We start from the raw sequence: 17,398 nt of genomic DNA on the forward strand, positions 1-17,398 counted from the left end.
TTGTGCACAAACGACTTAATCCCCTCCGTCCCCTTTTTTCTTCAATCCAGGAACCGCGCGGCCTGCTCCGGTGCCGGCAGGTAACAGGCATCATGCCGCCCGAACCAGCGATAGCGGTTGCGCGCCAGCGCGCGATACGCGGCATCACGCCAGCCACGCGGCACTGCCCGCAACGCGCCGGTCAGGCGCCAGGCGCCGCCCAGCCCCGCCAGCACGCGCAGGATCGCATCGGTATCGGTCCAGGCGCCCTGCGCGTCCAGCAGCAGGAACGACATCGGGTCCTGCGGGTCCAGCCCGTGCGCGCGCAACAGCGCGCTGCCCTGCGCCCCCTGCATCGCCGCAAAGCGGTAGCGCCCCCTGTGGTCGAAACGCAGCAGGAAGCGCACCCAGCGGTTGCACAGCGCGCATACGCCATCGAACACGATCACCGCGCTGCCCGCCTCGGCGGCAGCGTCACTGCGGTTCGAGCCAGCCTTCATAGCGGATCAGGGCTCCCACCCAGGGCAGCGTCACATCGACCAGGAAAGTGTAACGCTCACCCTGCCAGGCTTCGCGGCAACGCACGCCACCAAACCAGCGCCTCGGCAGCGGCAGCAGCCCGAACGCCCAGACCCGGCGCACCGACCAGTCGATGCCACCGTCGCGGGCCTGCAGATCAAATTCGAAGCGCACCGCGCCCAACTGCTCGCGCAGGCATCCCTCGTGCGCCCACAGCCGCGACACCATCGGCCAGCGGCCAAAACGCCGTGCCCATTGCTCGCCCTGCTCGTGTGCACTGAACGCCACGACGGTCGGCAACGCTTCACCGTCCTTCGGCAACCGCGCCAGCGCGGCCAGCAGCGGCACCAGCCAGTGCCGCCCCCTCACGATGCGCGCCTGCCCCACGTAGCGGCAGGGCAACGGCGCGGCATGCAGCGCCTGCACCGGCCCTGCCAGGGTGGCGAAGGCCGGCCCCAGCACGCGCGCGAACAGCGGCGGGGTCAGGGCGCGATCCAGGCCAGGGTCGCCATGCGCCCGGTACGACGGTCGCGCCGGTGCGAATACAGGTCCGGATCGGCCATGGTCGACACCGTGCCGCCATGCACCTGCGCCGGGTCCATGCCCGCCGCCTGCAACCGCTGCCGCGCCAGCGCGAACAGGTCCACCTTCCAGTGGCCCGGCCGCGTCGCCACGAACGCCGCCTCGGCGGCCGGATCATGGCCGACGAAGGCGTGGTAGACCTCCTCGCCGATCTCGTAGTCGGCCGGTCCGGCGGCCGGACCCAGCCAGGCCCGCAGCTGCGCCGGCGGCGTCTGCATGGCGGCCACCGTGGCCTCCAGCATGCCGTCGGCCAGGCCGCGCCAGCCTGCGTGGGCCGCGCCCACTTCACTGCCATCGGCGGCGGCAAACACCACCGGCAGGCAGTCAGCGGTCAGGATCGCCAGCACCACGCCCGGCACCGAGGTCACCGCGGCGTCGGCCACCGGTTCGCTGGCGCCGGGCACCGGCGGCGCGCTGAAGCGCAGCACGGTACTGCTGTGCACCTGGCGCAGCCAGTGCGGGGCCGACGGCAGCGCCAGCCCCTGCTGCAGCAGCTGGCGGTTGTGCTCCACATTGGCCGGGGTATCACCATCGGCCGCGTGCCGGTTGCCCAGGTTGAACTGCGCGAACGGCGCCGGCGAAATGCCCGCGCCGTGCCGACGCGTGGTCAGCGCATGGACGCCCGGAGGCGCCGGCCAGTCCGCCTGCAGCAAGGGCAGCGCGGCGGCCATCACCAGCGGTCCCGCTCGCGCGCGGCGAAGGCTTCGCTGTCTTCGCGCAGCACCTTCATCAGGTGCAGCATGTCGTCCGGCACCGGCGCAGTGTTGCGCACCGGCTCACCGGTGATCGGGTGCGTGAACTCCAGCGTCTCGGCATGCAGGGCCTGGCGCTTGAAGCCGCGCAGCGCGGCCACCAGCTCGTCGCTGGCGCCCTTGGGCAGCTTCAGCGCACCACCGTACAGCGGGTCACCGATGATCGGGTGGCGCACGTGGGCCATATGCACGCGGATCTGGTGGGTACGGCCGGTTTCCAGGCGGCACTCCAGCGCCGTGTGCGCACGGAAGCGCTCGCGCAGGCGGTAATGGGTGATCGCTTCCTTGCCGTCCTCGCGCACGGCCATCTTCAGGCGGTCGCGCGGGTGGCGGTCGATCGGGGCATCGGCGGTACCGCCGGCCACCAGCGCGCCCATCACGATGGCCAGGTACTGGCGGTGCACGTCGCGTGCGGCCAGCTGCTCGACCAGCGCGGTCTGCGCTTCCAGGGTCTTGGCCACCACCATCACGCCGCTGGTGTCCTTGTCCAGGCGATGCACGATGCCCGCGCGCGGCAGCACCGCCACCGACGGGTCGCGGAACAGCAGGGCGTTGACCAGGGTGCCGCTGTGGTTGCCCGCACCCGGGTGCACCACCAGGCCCACCGGCTTGTTGATCACCAGCAGGTGCTCGTCCTCGAACAGCACGTCCAGCGGGATGTCCTCCGGCTGGGCGTCGGTCTGGGTCTCGAGCACCACGTTGAGGGTCACGAGCTCGCCGCCGTGCAGCGGATCGCGCGGGCGCACCTGGGCGCCGTCCAGCAGCACCTCACCGGCCTTGATCCACTCGGTCAGGCGCGAACGCGAGTATTCGGGGAACAATTCGGCCACGACGGCGTCGAAACGGCGGCCGGCAGCGGTGTCGGGGACGATGGCCTGGCGGGCCGATTCAGAGGGTTGTTCAGACATGGCAGGGGGCATTCTTTGAAATTTTGGGGTCCCGGCGGCCGGTTTCAGTCGCTGGACAGGACACTAGGCTATCATCGACCCTTCGTATTCCAGCCGCGTCCCGCCTCGACCCCATGATCCGACGCTCCGCCATGCTCTCTGCGCCCGTCCGCCTCACCGCCCTGCTGCTGGTGTTGGTCATCGCCGCCACCGGCTGCCACCGTGGTGCCAAGAAGGGCGATCGCCCCGATGAAGGGACGCCGGTCGAACAGTTGTACGAGAAGAGCCACAAGCTGATGCAGGGTGGCAACTGGAGCGGCGCCGAAGCCAGCTTCCGCCGCCTGGTGGCCCAGTATCCGTACGGTCCGTACACCGAGCAGGCGATGATCGAGACCGCCTACGCCCAGTACAAGGCCGGCAAGCACGATGACGCGGTGTCCAGCATCGACCGCTTCATCCGTACCTATCCGACCCATCGCAACATCGCGTACCTGTACTACCTGCGCGGCCTGGCCAACTCCAACCGCAGTACGGTTTTCCTGCGCCGCGTATGGTCGCTGGATGCCAGCCGCCGCGATCTGTCCACGCCGCACCAGGCGTATTCGGACTTCAACATCGTGGTGGACCGCTACCCGAACAGCCGCTACGCCGCCGATGCGCGCCAGCGCATGCTGGAGCTGCGTGACGTGTTCGCCCAGCACGAGCTGGACAACGCCCTGTACTACATGCGCCGCGGCGCCTGGGTCTCGGCCGCCGGCCGCGCCAACTACCTGCTGGAAACCTACCCGCAGAGCGCGTTCCAGTACGACGCCGTCGCTGTCCTGGCCGATTCCTACACCCACCTGGGCAACAAGACCCTGGCCGACGATGCCCGCCGCGTCCTGCAGCTGAACCAGCCGGACCACCCGTGGCTGGAAGGCAAGTGGCCGAAGTACCCGTGGATGATCCGCAAGCTGAACCCGTTCGCTGGCGAAAAGTCCGCCAGCACCGGCCAGCGCAACGCGCGACTGGAAAAGAAGTAAGAAAAAGGCCCCGCAAGGGGCCTTTTCTTTGGCGGTAGATCCACGCCATGCGTGGAGGGTTCGCGCGCCCATGGACCACGACACTAGGAATTCTACAAATCCACGGCCATTGCGACGTCGTTCGCAGTCGGCACCGGTGGCGCACCTCCACACTGCGGCGCAACGGCCATCCCGGCCGGCAAGGAGCCCGCATGTCCCGACCATCCCGCCGTTTCCGGCTTGTCCCGACGCTGATCGCCGCCGCCCTCCTGGGGCAGGCAGCAAGCCCTGCCGCCGCTGCGCCGGCCGCCCCAGGCGATCTGATGTCGGCCGCGCCGTACCGGGCCAGCTGGGTGCCCTCCCGGGCCGCGCAGGCCTACAAGCTCCACTACCGCACCCCCGACCATCGCGGCCAGCTGGCCGAAGGCACCGGCCTGCTGTACCTGCCGGCCGGTGCACCGCCCATTGGCGGCTGGCCGGTGGTGTCCTGGGCGCATGGCACCCAGGGCATTGCCGACCGCTGCGCGCCCTCGATATCCGGCCCCTACCAGCCCGAACGCGACGGGCGCTTCCTCGATCAGTTCCTGGCACAGGGCTATGCGGTGATTGCTGCGGACTACCAGGGCCTCGGCAGTCCAGGTGACCATGCCTATCTGCATGTGCGCACTGCCGCGCGCAATGCCATCGACCTCGTCAAAGCCAGCCGTCAGTACCTGGGCAACGCAACGCTGTCGCCGCGCTGGGTCTCGGTCGGCCATTCGCAGGGGGGGGCCGCCGCGCTCACGGCCGGGCATCTGGCGCCCACCTATGGTGGTCCCTCCCTGCACTACCGCGGCAGCTTCACCACCGGCACGCCCACCGCCGTCGAGCTGACCGCTCTGGTGATGAAGCCGGACAACCGCACGCCCAACCCCGGCGCGGTCAATGCGTACCACGCCTACCTGCTCGACGGCCTGCTGCAGATCGCCCCGCAGATCGACCGGGTGCTCAGTGATGCCGGGCGAGCGCGGGTCGCGCTGGCGCGCCAGCAGTGCCTGGGCGAACTGGCCGCTACGCTGGACGGCGCCGATACCGGCTCGATGTTCAGCGCACCGCTGACCCAGGTGCCCGGTATCTGGGCCGTGCTGTACGACTATCTCGGCGTACCGCGCCGCGGTTTCAGCCAACCGCTGATGCTGGGCCACGGCAGCGAGGACCGCGACGTGCCCTATCTGACCACGTTGCTGTATGCCGCAGGCCTGGCCCTGCGAGGCGAGCCGGTCGCGTTCCGCCGCTACCCGGTCGACCACCGCGGCACGCTGGACGCGGCGGCGGCGGATGGCCTGGCGTTTGTGCGTGCACGGCTGGAGGACGGCCACTTCAACGATGCCGCGGAAACCGCCGGCCTCGAACAATTGCTCGACGAAGCCCGGTAGATCCACGCCATGCGTGGATACGCGGTATACGGGTTGCCGGCCAGCGGCCGGCACTACCAGACGCAGTAGATCCACGCCATGCGTGGATGCGCGGTATGCGGGTTGCCGGCCAGCGGCCGGCACTACCTGCCAACGGCTACCTCAACCCTTGTAGCCGTTGCTGATCGGGTAACGACGCTCACGACCGAAAGCACGACGCGACACCTTCGGCCCCGGCGCGGCCTGGTGCCGCTTCCACTCGCTGATGCGCACCAGGCGCAGCACGCGGTCGACCACGGCCGCGTCGTAACCGGCGGCCACGATCTCCGTGCGCGACTGCTCCTGGTCGATGTAGCGGTACAGGATGCCGTCCAGCACGTCGTAGGCCGGCAGCGAATCCTGGTCCAGCTGGTTCTCGCGCAGCTCGGCCGACGGCGGGCGGCTGATCACCGCCGGCGGGATCACCGGCGCACCGCCCACGGTGTTGCGCCACTTGGACAGCCCGAACACCTCGGTCTTGTACAGGTCCTTCAACGGCGCGTAGCCACCACACATGTCGCCGTAGATGGTCGCGTAACCCACCGAGTACTCGCTCTTGTTGCCGGTGGTCAGCAGCAGGCCGCCGAACTTGTTGGCCAGCGCCATCAGGATCACGCCACGGCTGCGCGACTGGAGGTTTTCCTCGGTCACGTCCGGAGTCGTGCCTTCGAACATCGGCGCCAGCGATTCCATCAGGCCCTTGAACGCCGGCTCGATCGAGACCGCCTCCAGCTTCACGCCCAGGGCCTGGCACTGCTCGGCGGCCAGGTCGTTGGACAGGCCCGCGGTATAGCGCGATGGCAACCGCACCGCGGTGACGTTCTCGGCGCCCATCGCGTCCACGGCCATGGCCAGCACGATGGCCGAGTCGATGCCGCCGGACAGGCCCAGCCACACCTTCTTGAAGCCGTTCTTGCGGCAGTAATCCTGGATGCCACGGGTCACCGCGCGCCAGGCCAGCGCGTCCATGCTCTCGTCGCCGTCGTCCATCCACACGTGCGGCATGAAGCGGCGGCTTTCACCGTCGTACTCCACCACCAGCCACTGGTCGACGAAGGCGGCGGCAGCCGGGTGCACGGTACCGTCGCCATCGGCCACCACCGAGGCGCCATCGAACACCAGCGCATCCTGGCCGCCCACCACGTTGAGGTAGGCGATCGCCGCCCCGCTCTCACGGGTGCGTGCGGCCAGCACGGCGTCGCGCTGGGCGTGCTTGCCACGCTCGTAGGGCGACGCATTCGGCACCACCACCAGCTGCGCACCGGCGCGCACGGTGTCGGCCAGCGGCTCGGCGAACCACAGGTCCTCGCAGATCAGCAAGCCAACCGGCACGCCATTGACCTCGAACACGCAGCTGCCGCCATCCGGATCGACATCGAAGTAGCGGCGCTCGTCGAACACCGCGTAGTTGGGCAGCTCGCGCTTGCGGTAGGTCTGCTCCACCAGGCCATCGCGCAGCACGCTGGCCGCGTTGTAGACCACCGCGCCGGCCGCCTGCGGCCAGCCGACCACGGCGGTGATGCCACGGCAGGCGGCAGCGATGCGGGCCATCGCCTGCTCGCACTCGTACAGGAAGCCCGGGCGCAGCAGCAGGTCTTCCGGCGGATAGCCACTCACCGCCAGCTCGGGGAACATCACCAGCTCGGCGCCGTATTCGTCGCGCGCCTGGCCGATCATCTCGATGATGCGCTCGGTGTTGCCGGCGACATCGCCGACCGGGAAGTCGAACTGCGCCATCGCGATGCGGATCGAAGCCATGGGAATCCAGCCTGTGGTTGCAATGCCGCCATTGTAGCGCTGCGCCATGCGCGCGCCGGGCGCGCTCGCTGCGTGGACAGCCCCGGCTCAGTAGTTCCACGCCATGCGTGGATGGGGTTACCGGGATGGCCAGGGCCCAGACGCAGAAAGGCCGCCCGGAGGCGGCCTTTCTGTTTCAAGCAGCCGGCCAGCGACCGGCTCTACAGCATCGTCTGCCGGAGGCAGTCGATCTTATTTCACCAGCTTGGCGATGGCAGCGCCCAGGTCGCCCGGCGAGCGGACGGTGACAACACCGGCAGCTTCCATTGCAGCGAACTTGCCTTCGGCAGTGCCCTTGCCGCCCGAGGCGATCGCACCGGCGTGGCCCATGCGCTTGCCGGCCGGAGCCGACGCACCGGCGATGAAACCGACGACCGGCTTCTTCACGTGGTTCTTGATGTACTCGGCGCCAGCTTCCTCGGCGTCGCCGCCGATTTCGCCAACCATGATGATGCCTTCGGTCTGCGGATCTTCGTTGAACAGCTTCAGGCAGTCGACGAAGTTCAGGCCGTTGATCGGGTCACCACCGATGCCGATGCAGGTGGACTGGCCCAGGCCGACTTCCGTGGTCTGCTTGACCGCTTCATAGGTCAGGGTGCCCGAACGCGACACGATGCCGATCTTGCCCGGCTGGTGGATGTGGCCCGGCATGATGCCGATCTTGCACTCACCCGGGGTGATGACGCCCGGGCAGTTCGGCCCGATCAGCACGGTGTCCGGATGCGAACGGGTCAGCACGTTCTTGACGCGCAGCATGTCCAGCACCGGGATGCCTTCGGTGATGCAGACGATGACCTTGATGCCGGCAGCAGCGGCTTCCAGGATCGCATCGGCCGCATACGGCGGCGGCACGTAGATGACCGAAGCGTTGGCGCCGGTGCTCTGCACGGCGTCGGCAACGGTGTTGAAGACCGGCAGGTCGATGTGGGTGGTGCCACCCTTGCCCGGGGTCACGCCGCCAACAACCTGGGTGCCGTACTCGATCATCTGAGTGGCGTGGAAGGTGCCCTGCTGGCCGGTGAAGCCCTGCACGATCACCTTGGTGTTCTTGTTAATCAAAACAGACATGGGAATTCCTTGGTGTCGAATCAGGCAGCGTTCTTGACAGCTTCAACGATCTTCTTGGCGCCATCGTTGATGTTGTCAGCCGGGATGATGGCCATGCCGCTGTCACGCAGCAGCTGCTTGCCTTCTTCCACGTTGGTGCCTTCCAGGCGCACCACGACCGGAACCTTGACGCCCACTTCCTTCACGGCGGCGATGATGCCTTCGGCAATCATGTCGCAGCGGACGATGCCGCCGAAGATGTTGACGAAGATGCCTTCAACCTTGTCCGAGGACAGGATCAGCTTGAACGCTTCGATGACGCGCTGCTTGTTGGCACCGCCGCCCACGTCCAGGAAGTTCGCCGGCTCGCCGCCGTTGAGCTTGATGACGTCCATGGTGGCCATGGCCAGGCCGGCGCCGTTGACCATGCAGCCGATGTTGCCGTCCATGGTGACGTAGTTGATGTCCAGCTCCGAAGCGATCACTTCGGTCGGATCTTCCTGGGTCTTGTCGCGCATGGCGACCAGGGCCTTCTGGCGGAACGCGGCGTTGTCGTCGCTGTCGAACTTGCCGTCCAGCGCGTACAGGTTGCCGTCGTCCAGGATGGCCAGCGGGTTGATTTCAACCAGCGCCAGGTCCTTTTCGTTGAACAGGCGGTACAGGTTCACCATGATGCTGGCGAACTGGCCGGCCTGCTTTGCGGTCAGGCCCAGCTTGAAGCCGAAATCACGGCCGTGGTAACCCTGCACGCCTTCGACGAAGTCGACGTTCAGCGAGTGGATCAGCTCCGGGGTTTCAGCGGCGACCTGCTCGATCTCCACGCCGCCTTCCGAAGAGGCGATGTAGGTGATGGTCTTGGTGCCACGGTCAACCAGCACCGACAGGTACAGTTCCTTGACGATTTCGCCGGCGGTGGTCACCAGCACCAGGTTGACCGGCAGTTCAACGCCAGCGGTCTGGTAGGTGGCCATCTTGGTGCCGAGCATCTTGGCCGCAGCGGCCTTCACGTCGTCGGTGGTCTTGCAGAACTTGACGCCGCCAGCCTTGCCGCGGCCGCCAGCGTGGATCTGCGCCTTGACCATCCAGGGGCCCTGGCCCAGGGAGTTGGCAGCGGCAACCGCTTCGTCCGGGGTCGCAGCGACCTTGCCGGCCGGGACCGGGATGCCGTACTCGGCAAGCAGTTGTTTTGACTGGTATTCGTGGAAATTCATGCGTCACCGTGGGAATAGGAACGACCGCACGCAATTCCTCAGGGCCCCGGCGGGGCGCCGGCATGGACCGCGGCGGGCCCACTATTGTGGCCGAGCCAGCGCCGGGGCGCAAAGAAGTCTGTACAAAACGCCACAGCCGGCCAGATTTCCACCGTCATTCAGGCAGTTGCGCCCGGGGCGCGGTTGGCCACCGGTATCCACAGCGGGCCAAATGCGCGATCCAGAGCGCTCCGGCGGCACCTGTCCGTGGGCCCTATACTGGTCAGCCAGGGTGTGTAGAGTCGAGGTTGCTCGACCGCTTCCACCGCAGGCCACATCGAAGCGACGAACCCGCCCGGCTTCAGGGGATGCCAGGCAGGCCCGCCGCAGATTCCAGACCCAGGCAGCCAGAAGGGGAGTTCCGGCGTGTCACCCAGTGCTTCATTGATCGACCGCATCGAATCGATCCCGCGGCGTGAGCTGTACTTCTTTGCGCTGTACCGGGTGCTGATCGCCGCAGTCATCGCCGGCCTGCTCTACAGCCCCTTGTCGGGCATGGTCGGCGAGGCCCATCACCCGCGCCTGGCCGATACCGTCGCGGCCATCTATCTGCTGCTTTCGCTTTTGGCCCTGGTGATTGGCCGCAACGAACGCTGGCTGCGCCCGATCGTGGTCAGCAGCGTGCTGGTGGACATCATCGCCGCCACCCTGCTGGCACACGCCCTGCCCGGCGCCAGCGCCGGCATCTCGATGTCGCTGCTGTTCAACATCGCCGCTGCCGCCACCCTGCTGCCATTGACCTGGGGCCTGGGCCTGGCGGTCGCTGCCAGCCTGGCCACCGGTACCGAATACCTCTGGAAGGTGCTCGAAGGCGGTGACCCCACCCGCACGCTGGCCGAGCTGGCCATGTTCGCCACCAGCTACCTGGCGCTGGCCTTCATCAGCTACCAGGTGGGCAGCCGCGCCCGTCGCAACCAGCAGCTGGCCAACCAGCGCGGCGACGAAGTGGCCAACCTGTTCCAGATCAACGAACTGATCATCCGCCGCATGCGCACCGGCGTGCTGGTGGTGGACGCCGACAACCGCATCACCCTGGCCAATGAAGCGGCCTCGATGCTGCTCGGCGACAACGACGGCATCGGTGAGACCGGGCGCCTGGACCTGGCCAGCGCCGCGCCGGAACTGGCGCGACGCCTGCAGCGCTGGCGCAACGGCTGGGCGCAGGACGAACTGCCGCTGCAGCTCAACCCCGACCAGCCGGAAGTGCAACCACGCTTCGCCCGCCTGCTGGCCGGCAGCGAGCTGGCCCTGGTGTTCCTGGACGATTCCAGCGTGGTCTCCCGGCGCGCCGAATCGCTCACCCTGTCGGCAATGGGACGCTTCTCGGCCAGCCTGGCCCACGAGATCCGCAACCCATTGGCAGCAATCAACTACGCCGTGCAGCTGCTGGAGGAAGGCACCGGTTTCAACGAAAGCGACCGCCGCCTGCTGCAGATCATCCGCCAGCAATGCCAGCGCACCAACGGCATCGTCGAGAGCGTGCTGGGGTTGGCACGGCGCGAACGCGCCACGCCCGAGAACGTCGACCTGGTCGCCTTCGTGCGCCGCTTCGTGCTGGAGTACAAGCAGGGCCAGACGCTGGAAACCGACAGCATCGAACCGATCATCAGCGACACGGCGGTGATGGCGCAGGTCGATAGCAAACACCTGTACCAGGTGCTCACCGTGCTGGTGCACAACGCATTGAAGTACGGCCGCATCGGCCAGCAGCCGGCACGGGTGCGCCTGCGCGTGGCGCAGCACGAGCGCAGCGCAGTGATCGACGTGATGGACCGTGGCCCCGGTATTCCCGAGAGCGTGGCCGCACAGCTGTTCCGTCCGTTCTTCACCACCTCCGAGCACGGCACCGGACTGGGCCTGTATATCGCCCGCGAGTTGTGCCGCGCCAACCAGGCACGGCTCGACTACATTCCAGTGCCCGCCGGCGGCTCCTGCTTCCGCCTGGTGCTTCCCGGCCCGCACACGCTGCTGCCCACCTGATTCCGATTCTGTGCGTCAAACATTTGTCGCTTCCAGCCCCCTCGTTTATCTTTCACGCCCATGAACGAAACCCGCAGCGCCCTCGTCGTCGACGATGAACGCGACATCCGCGAACTGCTGGTACTGACCCTCGGCCGCATGGGGCTGCGCATCAGTACCGCCGCCAACCTGGCCGAAGCACGCGAGCTGCTGGCCAGCAATCCGTACGACCTGTGCATCACCGACATGCGCCTGCCCGATGGCAACGGCATCGAGCTGGTCAGCGAGATCGCCCAGCACTACCCGCGCACACCGGTGGCGATGATCACCGCGTTCGGCAGCATGGACCTGGCCGTGGAAGCGCTGAAGGCCGGCGCCTTCGACTTCGTCAGCAAGCCGGTGGACATCTCGGTGCTGCGCGGCCTAGTCAAGCATGCGCTGGAACTCAACAACACCGAACGCCCTGCGCCCGGCCCCGCCACCGAACAGGCTGCACGCCTGCTCGGCGCTTCGCCGGCCATGGACGTACTGCGTACCACGATCGGCAAGGTCGCGCGCAGCCAGGCGCCGGTCTACATCCTCGGTGAATCCGGGGTTGGCAAGGAACTGGTCGCACGCACCATCCACGCCCAGGGCGCGCGTGCGGCCGGCCCGTTCGTGCCGGTCAACTGCGGCGCCATTCCCGGCGAGCTGATGGAAAGCGAGTTCTTCGGCCACCGCAAAGGCAGCTTCAGCGGTGCGCATGCCGACAAGCCCGGCCTGTTCCAGGCTGCGCACGGCGGCACCCTGTTCCTGGACGAAGTGGCCGAGCTGCCGCTGCAGATGCAGGTGAAGCTGCTGCGCGCCATCCAGGAAAAGTCGGTGCGCGCGGTGGGTGCCGCCAACGAGGAACCGGTGGACGTGCGCATTCTCTCGGCTACGCACCGTGACCTGGCCGAGCTGGTCGAGGACGGGCGCTTCCGCCACGACCTGTATTACCGCATCAACGTGATCGAACTGAAGGTGCCGCCGCTGCGCGAGCGCCGCCAGGACCTGCCGGAACTGGCTGCCGCCGTGCTGGCGCGGCTGGCCCGCAGCCACGGCCGTGCCACCCCGCTGCTGGCGCCATCGGCGCTGGAGGCGCTGGCCCACTATGCGTTCCCGGGCAATGTGCGCGAGCTGGAGAACATTCTGGAGCGCGCGCTGGCACTGGCCGAAGAAGACCGCATCGGCGCCGACGACCTGCGCCTGCCGCAGCACGCCCCGCGTGCGCCCGGCGGCGCAGCACCCGCCGAGGCCGTGGCCGATCTGCAGCCGGGCGGTGCTGCCCTGCCCTCGTATATCGAGCAGCTGGAGCGCAGCGCCATCCAGCGCGCGCTGGAAGAGAACCGCTGGAACAAGACCCGGACTGCCGCGCAGCTGGGGATTACCTTCCGCGCGCTGCGCTACAAGCTGAAGAAGCTGGGGATGGAGTAAACCCGGGGTCGGGACCGCGTCATCCACGCATGGCGTGGATCTACCTACCAACGTGGTAGTGCCGGCCGCTGGCCGGCAACCTCATGCATCGCGTCATCCACGCATGGCGTGGATCTACCCACCAACCTGGTAGTGCCGGCCGCTGGCCGGCAACCTCATGCATCGCGGCATCCACGCACGGCGTGGATCTACTTCAATCCTTGGTAACGCGATTGATCTCGGCCAGGCTGGTCACACCCGCAGCGGCCTTTTTCAACGCCGACTGCCGCAGGTCATTCACCCCGATCTGCTGCGCCGCCTCGGCAATCTGCAGTGCATTGCCACCGGCCAGCACGATGGTGGCGATCTCATCGGTCATCGGCATCACCTGGTAGATGCCGGTTCGGCCCTTGTAGCCCTCGGTGCACTCATCGCAGCCCACCGCCTCGTACAACTGGATGCCCGCATCCAGCTGCGCCTGGGTGAAGCCCTCGGCCAGCAGCGCATGCTCCGGCAGGTTGGCCGGGCGCTTGCAGTTGCCGCACAACCGGCGCGCCAGGCGCTGCGCGATAACCAGCGTCACCGAGCTGGTGATGTTGTACGGCGCGATGCCCATGTTCATCAGGCGCGCGATGGTCTGCGGCGCATCGTTGGTATGCAGCGTGGACAGCACCATGTGGCCGGTCTGCGCCGCCTTGATCGCAATCTCGGCCGTCTCCAGGTCGCGGATTTCGCCGACCATGATGATGTCCGGATCCTGTCGCAGGAACGAGCGCAGTGCCGCAGCGAAGGTCATGCCGCGCTTGTTGTTCTGCTGCACCTGGTTGACGCCGGGCAGACGGATTTCCACCGGGTCTTCGGCAGTGGAGATGTTGCGCGTCTCATCGTTGAGGATGCCCAGCGCGGTATACAGCGACACGGTCTTGCCCGAACCGGTCGGGCCGGTCACCAGCACCATGCCGTACGGTTTGTGGATGGCGTCGTGGAACAGCTTCTGCTGGTCCGGTTCGTAGCCCAGCTTGTCGATGCCCAGCTTGGCCGCGCTACCATCGAGAATACGCAGCACCACCTTTTCACCGAACAAGGTCGGCAGCGTACTGACGCGGAAATCGATCTGCTTGGTCTTGGACAGGTTCAGCTTGATGCGCCCGTCCTGCGGCACGCGCTTCTCGGCGATATCCAGCTGCGCCATCACCTTCAGGCGCGCGGCGATGCGCTGGTTCAACTTCACCGGTGCGCGCGCCACCATCTTCAGCAGGCCGTCGATGCGCAGGCGCACGCGGTAATCATCTTCGTAGGGCTCGAAGTGGATGTCCGAGGCGCCCTTGCGGATGGCATCGACCAGCACCTTGTTGACGAACTTCACCACCGGGGTGTCGTCGCCCTTGGCGTCGATGCCGGAGTCGCCACCCGCGTTGTCTTCGTCGCCCAAGCCGACATCGAGGTTGGCCATGCCCTCGTCGTCGCCCCCCAGCGTGTCGCCGAGGGTGTCGTGGCTGGCATGCCATTGCTCCAGCGTTCGGCGGATCTGGTCTTCATCAACCAGAATCGGTTCCACCACCAGATTGGTGTGGAACTTGATCTCGTCCAGCGCATGGGTCGGGTTGCTGGTGCCCACGAACAGCTTGCCACCGCGCTTGAACAGCGGCAGCACATTGTGCTTGCGCAGCAGCTCTTCGCTGACCAGGCTCATCGCGTTCTGGCTGGCGTCGAAGGTGGAAACGTCGAACAGCGGCATGCCGAACTCGACCGCATTGGCGGCGGCAAGCTGCGAAGCACTGACCAGCTTGTTCTGCGCGAACCACGTGGGCAGCGGCTGTCGGGCGGCCGTGGCCTTGGCCATGGCGTCGCGGGCGGAGGCCTCATCCAGGGCACCGTCCTGGACCAGACGGCGGGCCAGGCCGGTGATGCCGACGAGGTTGGGGGGGGAAACAACGCTCATGGTCTTCCTCGTATCACTTTTGCCCTGACGGCTGGGAATCGGCGGTTGCAGCCGGCACCGGGCCGGTAGAGGCCAGGTAGCTCAGCAAGCGCAGTGGCCCGTTCCGTCGAGCGTCAGGCGCAAGCACCTGCCAGTACTGGTCCGTCAGCTGCCGCGACGCTGCGGTATCCCCCAGCGACCGTGCGGCATGTTGCATTGCCCCGAACAGATAATAGCCCGAGCCGGCATCAGCCAGCAGCGCCGGGCCATGCTCGCCCTGCAACAATCGACGTCCTTCCGTTAGTACGGTGTGGTGATCGTCGGTGGCCGCCGCAGCGACCAGGGCCAGGCTGGCAGACACGGTCGCATCCTGCGGCGAGCAGTCCATCCACGCTCGCTGCGACCACAGCGCCGCACGTTGCTCGGCCGGCAGGAACGGCGAGGTATCACTGAACAACGCGAACAACAGCTGAGTACTTTCCAGCGGCGTCTTGTCCAGCTCGCAGCGAACTGCAAGCCCACGCAGCGCCTGGGCACGCAGCCAGTCAGCAGCACTGACATCCTGCGAAGGCTTAGCATCGCCCTGCAGGAAGGTGGCCAACGCCCGAGCAGCCGGACGCCTGTCATCACGGCTCGATGCGGGCTGGGTGATAGCTTCAGCCTTTCCGCCAGCATTTGGCACTTCCGGTCGAGCAACGATCAGCCACGGCGTCGTCATCACATCTTGAAAATCACGGGTAAACGCGCTCTGGAAACGCGCCACTGGCGCTTTCAGCTTTAATGTAGGGAAGTAGTCAGAATTGCGCGCGGCCGGGTACAGCGGGACAAATGCTCTAAGCGCGGCGTCGTCCATCGATAGCGCGTCCTGCAGATCCGCCAGCGAATGCACGCCGATCCGCGCCAACTCTTCGCGCAATGCTGGTTGCTGGAACAAACTGTCGTTCATCGGCGGCAACTTGCCCTTCGGCGTTGCCACGAGTATCAGGTCGCCGCGGTTAGCCAGGTACGCGCGCGCATCAGAGAACTGCTCCAGCATGCCCGCCAGAACCGAACTGACCAGCTCGGGCGTGATCTCATACATCTGCAGCCACTGCACGAACACGCCACCTTCGTTGAGCTGCTGCGGCACGAACGCATAGAACTCGTCGCTGAACAGCGCCGCCGTGCCGCCTACCCACGGGTTGGAAGGTTCGGAAATGATCAGATCGTACTTGCGTGGGCTCGCGGCGAAATAGGACTTGGCGTCGTCGATCACCACGTGCGAACGTGGGTCCTTGAAGGCGCGTTCGACCCGTTCACCGAACAGGCGCGCGCCGTCGACCATGGCCGGCTCGATCTCCACCGTGTCCACCCGACCAACGCGACCATCGCCCAGCAGCGTGTGCGTACTGAGCCCGGAACCAAAGCCGATCACGCCGACGCGCTGGTAGTCCTCACGCAGTGCCAGCGGCAGTGCCGCCAGCAGGATCATGGTCGACTCGTCGCTGGTCGGCGCCTGCTGCATCGATACAGCCATTCCAGCATCTACTTTGCCGTTGGTAGCGATGGCTCGCATGTTGCCATCGACTGTGGTGTTCTCGTAAACCGCGACGGTTGCAGTCTGTCCATCACGGGAGAACAACATTGTCGCCGTGTCGGCCAGACGAGCATTGCCATGTCTGTAAACCGACGAATTCAGCACCAACGGATCGAAACGCACCAGCACAATTGTCGCCACCATGGCCAGAGCACCTAGTGCGCCGGCTTGGAGCACAGACGAACGCAGCCAACTGACTGCAACGCTCTGAACCCGTTGTAGCAGTATCAAGCCCAGCACGATGTCCACTATTGCAGCCAACAGCAACGCGTACTTCAGCCCCAGCAACGGCATCAACAGATGAATGGCTGCCAGCACGCCGACGATCGCGCCCATTGTGTTGAAGGCATAGGCCTGGCCAATCGAGCGTTCGCCGTGGCCGCTGCGCAGCAGGGCCAGGGTCAGCAGCGGCAACGTCATGCCAGCGAAGAATGCGGCTGGGAACATCACCAGTCCGGCAATCACCGCACTGGCCAGGTTGTACAGCACGTATCCGTCGGCGCTGCGCACGATGACCCGCATCAACCAGCCCACCCAGTCAAAGGCCTGGGCGTAGACGAACATCGAGGCCAGCGCGGCCAGCCCCATCCAGACCTGCACCCAGCCGGCTACCCGCAGCGGCGATTGCATGCGGTCGGCACGGCGGCGCAGCCACAGTCCACCGAAGGCGAGACCGAGAATGAAGGCGGCCAGCATCAGTTCGAAGGAATGCAGCGTGGTGCCCAGCGCCAGCGACAACATGCGCACCCAGGTGATCTCATAGACGAACGACGATGCACCTGTACCGGCGGCCACCAGTAGCACCAGCAGCACCGGCACCGCACTGCGGCGCGACCCATCAGATACCGGTGTGGGCGCCGGGCTTGCGATCACGGCCGGGGCGCTGGCGTCACGGGCCAGGGGATAGACGATGATGGCGACGACGATGTTGAGCAGGCCGGCACTGAGTACGGTGCCGGGCAGACCAACTGCGGGAAGCAGCAGGTACGTAGCCACCAGCGCACCGGCCGCCGCGCCCAGACTGTTGGAAAAATACAGGCCGGCGAGCACTTCACCCTGCGCCATCGGCTGCAGGCGCATGTAGCCGGCGCTCATCAGCGGGAAGGTCGCCCCCAGCAGGATGCACTGCGGTAGCACCAGCGCAGTGGCTAGCGCCCAGCGCAGCGCCGTTGAGGACGCCCCCTCCATGCCGGGCATCAGGTGCGTGTAGGCCCAGCCGGTCACCCCGTGAAAAAGACCGTCGAAGCCGATGCCGAGCACA

General features: G+C 66.8%; 13 protein-coding genes. 4 read left to right on the forward strand and 9 right to left on the reverse strand.

What is annotated here, in order from left to right:
- Positions 1-41: 41 nt before the first annotated feature.
- From AC13GF_RS12535 to rluD, 4 genes are read right to left on the reverse strand one after another with little or no spacing between them, the layout of a single operon-like run.
- The gene (locus AC13GF_RS12535; protein WP_483004819.1) at positions 42-479 is read right to left on the reverse strand and encodes a thiol-disulfide oxidoreductase DCC family protein; all 438 of its coding nucleotides are present in this window, start codon (positions 477-479) and stop codon (positions 42-44) included.
- Entirely contained in the window at positions 454-960 is a 507-nt protein-coding gene (locus tag AC13GF_RS12540; protein WP_483004820.1) for a DUF4166 domain-containing protein, read from the reverse strand. Before AC13GF_RS12540 ends, AC13GF_RS12535 begins: the two co-directional genes overlap by 26 nt.
- Before the next feature lie 20 nt (positions 961-980).
- A complete protein-coding gene (pgeF, locus tag AC13GF_RS12545) occupies positions 981-1,751 on the reverse strand; it encodes a peptidoglycan editing factor PgeF (RefSeq protein ID WP_329835924.1) in 771 nt (256 codons plus the stop codon).
- Positions 1,751-2,740, reverse strand: coding sequence for a 23S rRNA pseudouridine(1911/1915/1917) synthase RluD (gene rluD, locus AC13GF_RS12550; RefSeq protein WP_483004821.1), 990 nt, complete (start codon positions 2,738-2,740; stop codon positions 1,751-1,753). Before rluD ends, pgeF begins: the two co-directional genes overlap by 1 nt.
- A 113-nt stretch (positions 2,741-2,853) precedes the next feature.
- Between rluD and AC13GF_RS12555 the strand changes: the two genes are divergently transcribed.
- Both AC13GF_RS12555 and AC13GF_RS12560 read left to right on the forward strand, forming a co-directional pair.
- Positions 2,854-3,741 carry an outer membrane protein assembly factor BamD gene (locus tag AC13GF_RS12555; RefSeq protein ID WP_029379759.1) on the forward strand — a complete coding sequence of 296 codons (888 nt, stop codon included), beginning with the start codon at positions 2,854-2,856 and terminating at the stop codon, positions 3,739-3,741.
- A 191-nt stretch (positions 3,742-3,932) separates the two neighbouring features.
- Positions 3,933-5,135, forward strand: a complete 1,203-nt coding sequence (locus AC13GF_RS12560; RefSeq protein ID WP_483004822.1) for a lipase family protein — start codon at positions 3,933-3,935, stop codon at positions 5,133-5,135.
- A gap of 141 nt (positions 5,136-5,276) precedes the next feature.
- Here AC13GF_RS12560 and AC13GF_RS12565 read toward each other — a convergent pair whose 3' ends face one another.
- The 3 genes from AC13GF_RS12565 to sucC form a co-directional block, all read right to left on the reverse strand.
- Complete coding sequence (locus tag AC13GF_RS12565) at positions 5,277-6,911, reverse strand: NAD+ synthase (protein WP_483004823.1); 1,635 nt, start codon at positions 6,909-6,911, stop codon at positions 5,277-5,279.
- 231 nt (positions 6,912-7,142) lie between these two features.
- On the reverse strand, positions 7,143-8,018 hold the full coding sequence (gene sucD, locus AC13GF_RS12570) for a succinate--CoA ligase subunit alpha (RefSeq protein WP_005410793.1): 876 nt from the start codon (positions 8,016-8,018) through the stop codon (positions 7,143-7,145).
- A 20-nt stretch (positions 8,019-8,038) separates the two neighbouring features.
- On the reverse strand, positions 8,039-9,208 hold the full coding sequence (gene sucC / locus AC13GF_RS12575; RefSeq protein ID WP_004154430.1) for an ADP-forming succinate--CoA ligase subunit beta: 1,170 nt from the start codon (positions 9,206-9,208) through the stop codon (positions 8,039-8,041).
- Positions 9,209-9,613: 405 nt separating this feature from the next.
- Here sucC and AC13GF_RS12580 point away from each other — a divergent pair, with 405 nt between their 5' ends.
- Both AC13GF_RS12580 and AC13GF_RS12585 read left to right on the forward strand, forming a co-directional pair.
- Positions 9,614-11,227 (forward strand): sensor histidine kinase, encoded by a 1,614-nt coding sequence (locus tag AC13GF_RS12580; RefSeq protein WP_483004824.1) that lies wholly within the window; start codon positions 9,614-9,616, stop codon positions 11,225-11,227.
- A 60-nt stretch (positions 11,228-11,287) separates the two neighbouring features.
- Positions 11,288-12,661: a sigma-54-dependent transcriptional regulator gene (locus tag AC13GF_RS12585; RefSeq protein WP_032128822.1), complete on the forward strand. Its 1,374-nt coding sequence runs from the start codon at positions 11,288-11,290 to the stop codon at positions 12,659-12,661.
- A gap of 193 nt (positions 12,662-12,854) precedes the next feature.
- Here AC13GF_RS12585 and pilB read toward each other — a convergent pair whose 3' ends face one another.
- Positions 12,855-14,582, reverse strand: coding sequence for a type IV-A pilus assembly ATPase PilB (gene pilB, locus AC13GF_RS12590; protein ID WP_483004825.1), 1,728 nt, complete (start codon positions 14,580-14,582; stop codon positions 12,855-12,857).
- A gap of 13 nt (positions 14,583-14,595) precedes the next feature.
- Positions 14,596-17,397: a spermidine synthase gene (locus tag AC13GF_RS12595; protein ID WP_483004826.1), complete on the reverse strand. Its 2,802-nt coding sequence runs from the start codon at positions 17,395-17,397 to the stop codon at positions 14,596-14,598.
- Position 17,398 lies beyond the last annotated feature (1 nt).

It is taken from the genome of Stenotrophomonas sp. 22LJNL06-5-1 (assembly GCF_056861455.1).

Bases quoted from the DNA above. Each gene is read 5' to 3' on its own strand.
- pilB (WP_483004825.1), bottom strand. From the start codon at position 14,582: ATGAGCGTTGTTTCCCCCCCCAACCTCGTCGGCATCACCGGCCTGGCC.
- sucD (WP_005410793.1), bottom strand. From the start codon at position 8,018: ATGTCTGTTTTGATTAACAAGAACACCAAGGTGATCGTGCAGGGCTTC.
- AC13GF_RS12585 (WP_032128822.1), top strand. From the start codon at position 11,288: ATGAACGAAACCCGCAGCGCCCTCGTCGTCGACGATGAACGCGACATC.
- AC13GF_RS12535 (WP_483004819.1), bottom strand. From the start codon at position 479: ATGAAGGCTGGCTCGAACCGCAGTGACGCTGCCGCCGAGGCGGGCAGC.
- AC13GF_RS12560 (WP_483004822.1), top strand. From the start codon at position 3,933: ATGTCCCGACCATCCCGCCGTTTCCGGCTTGTCCCGACGCTGATCGCC.
- rluD (WP_483004821.1), bottom strand. From the start codon at position 2,740: ATGTCTGAACAACCCTCTGAATCGGCCCGCCAGGCCATCGTCCCCGAC.
- AC13GF_RS12565 (WP_483004823.1), bottom strand. From the start codon at position 6,911: ATGGCTTCGATCCGCATCGCGATGGCGCAGTTCGACTTCCCGGTCGGC.
- AC13GF_RS12555 (WP_029379759.1), top strand. From the start codon at position 2,854: ATGATCCGACGCTCCGCCATGCTCTCTGCGCCCGTCCGCCTCACCGCC.
- pgeF (WP_329835924.1), bottom strand. From the start codon at position 1,751: ATGGCCGCCGCGCTGCCCTTGCTGCAGGCGGACTGGCCGGCGCCTCCG.
- sucC (WP_004154430.1), bottom strand. From the start codon at position 9,208: ATGAATTTCCACGAATACCAGTCAAAACAACTGCTTGCCGAGTACGGC.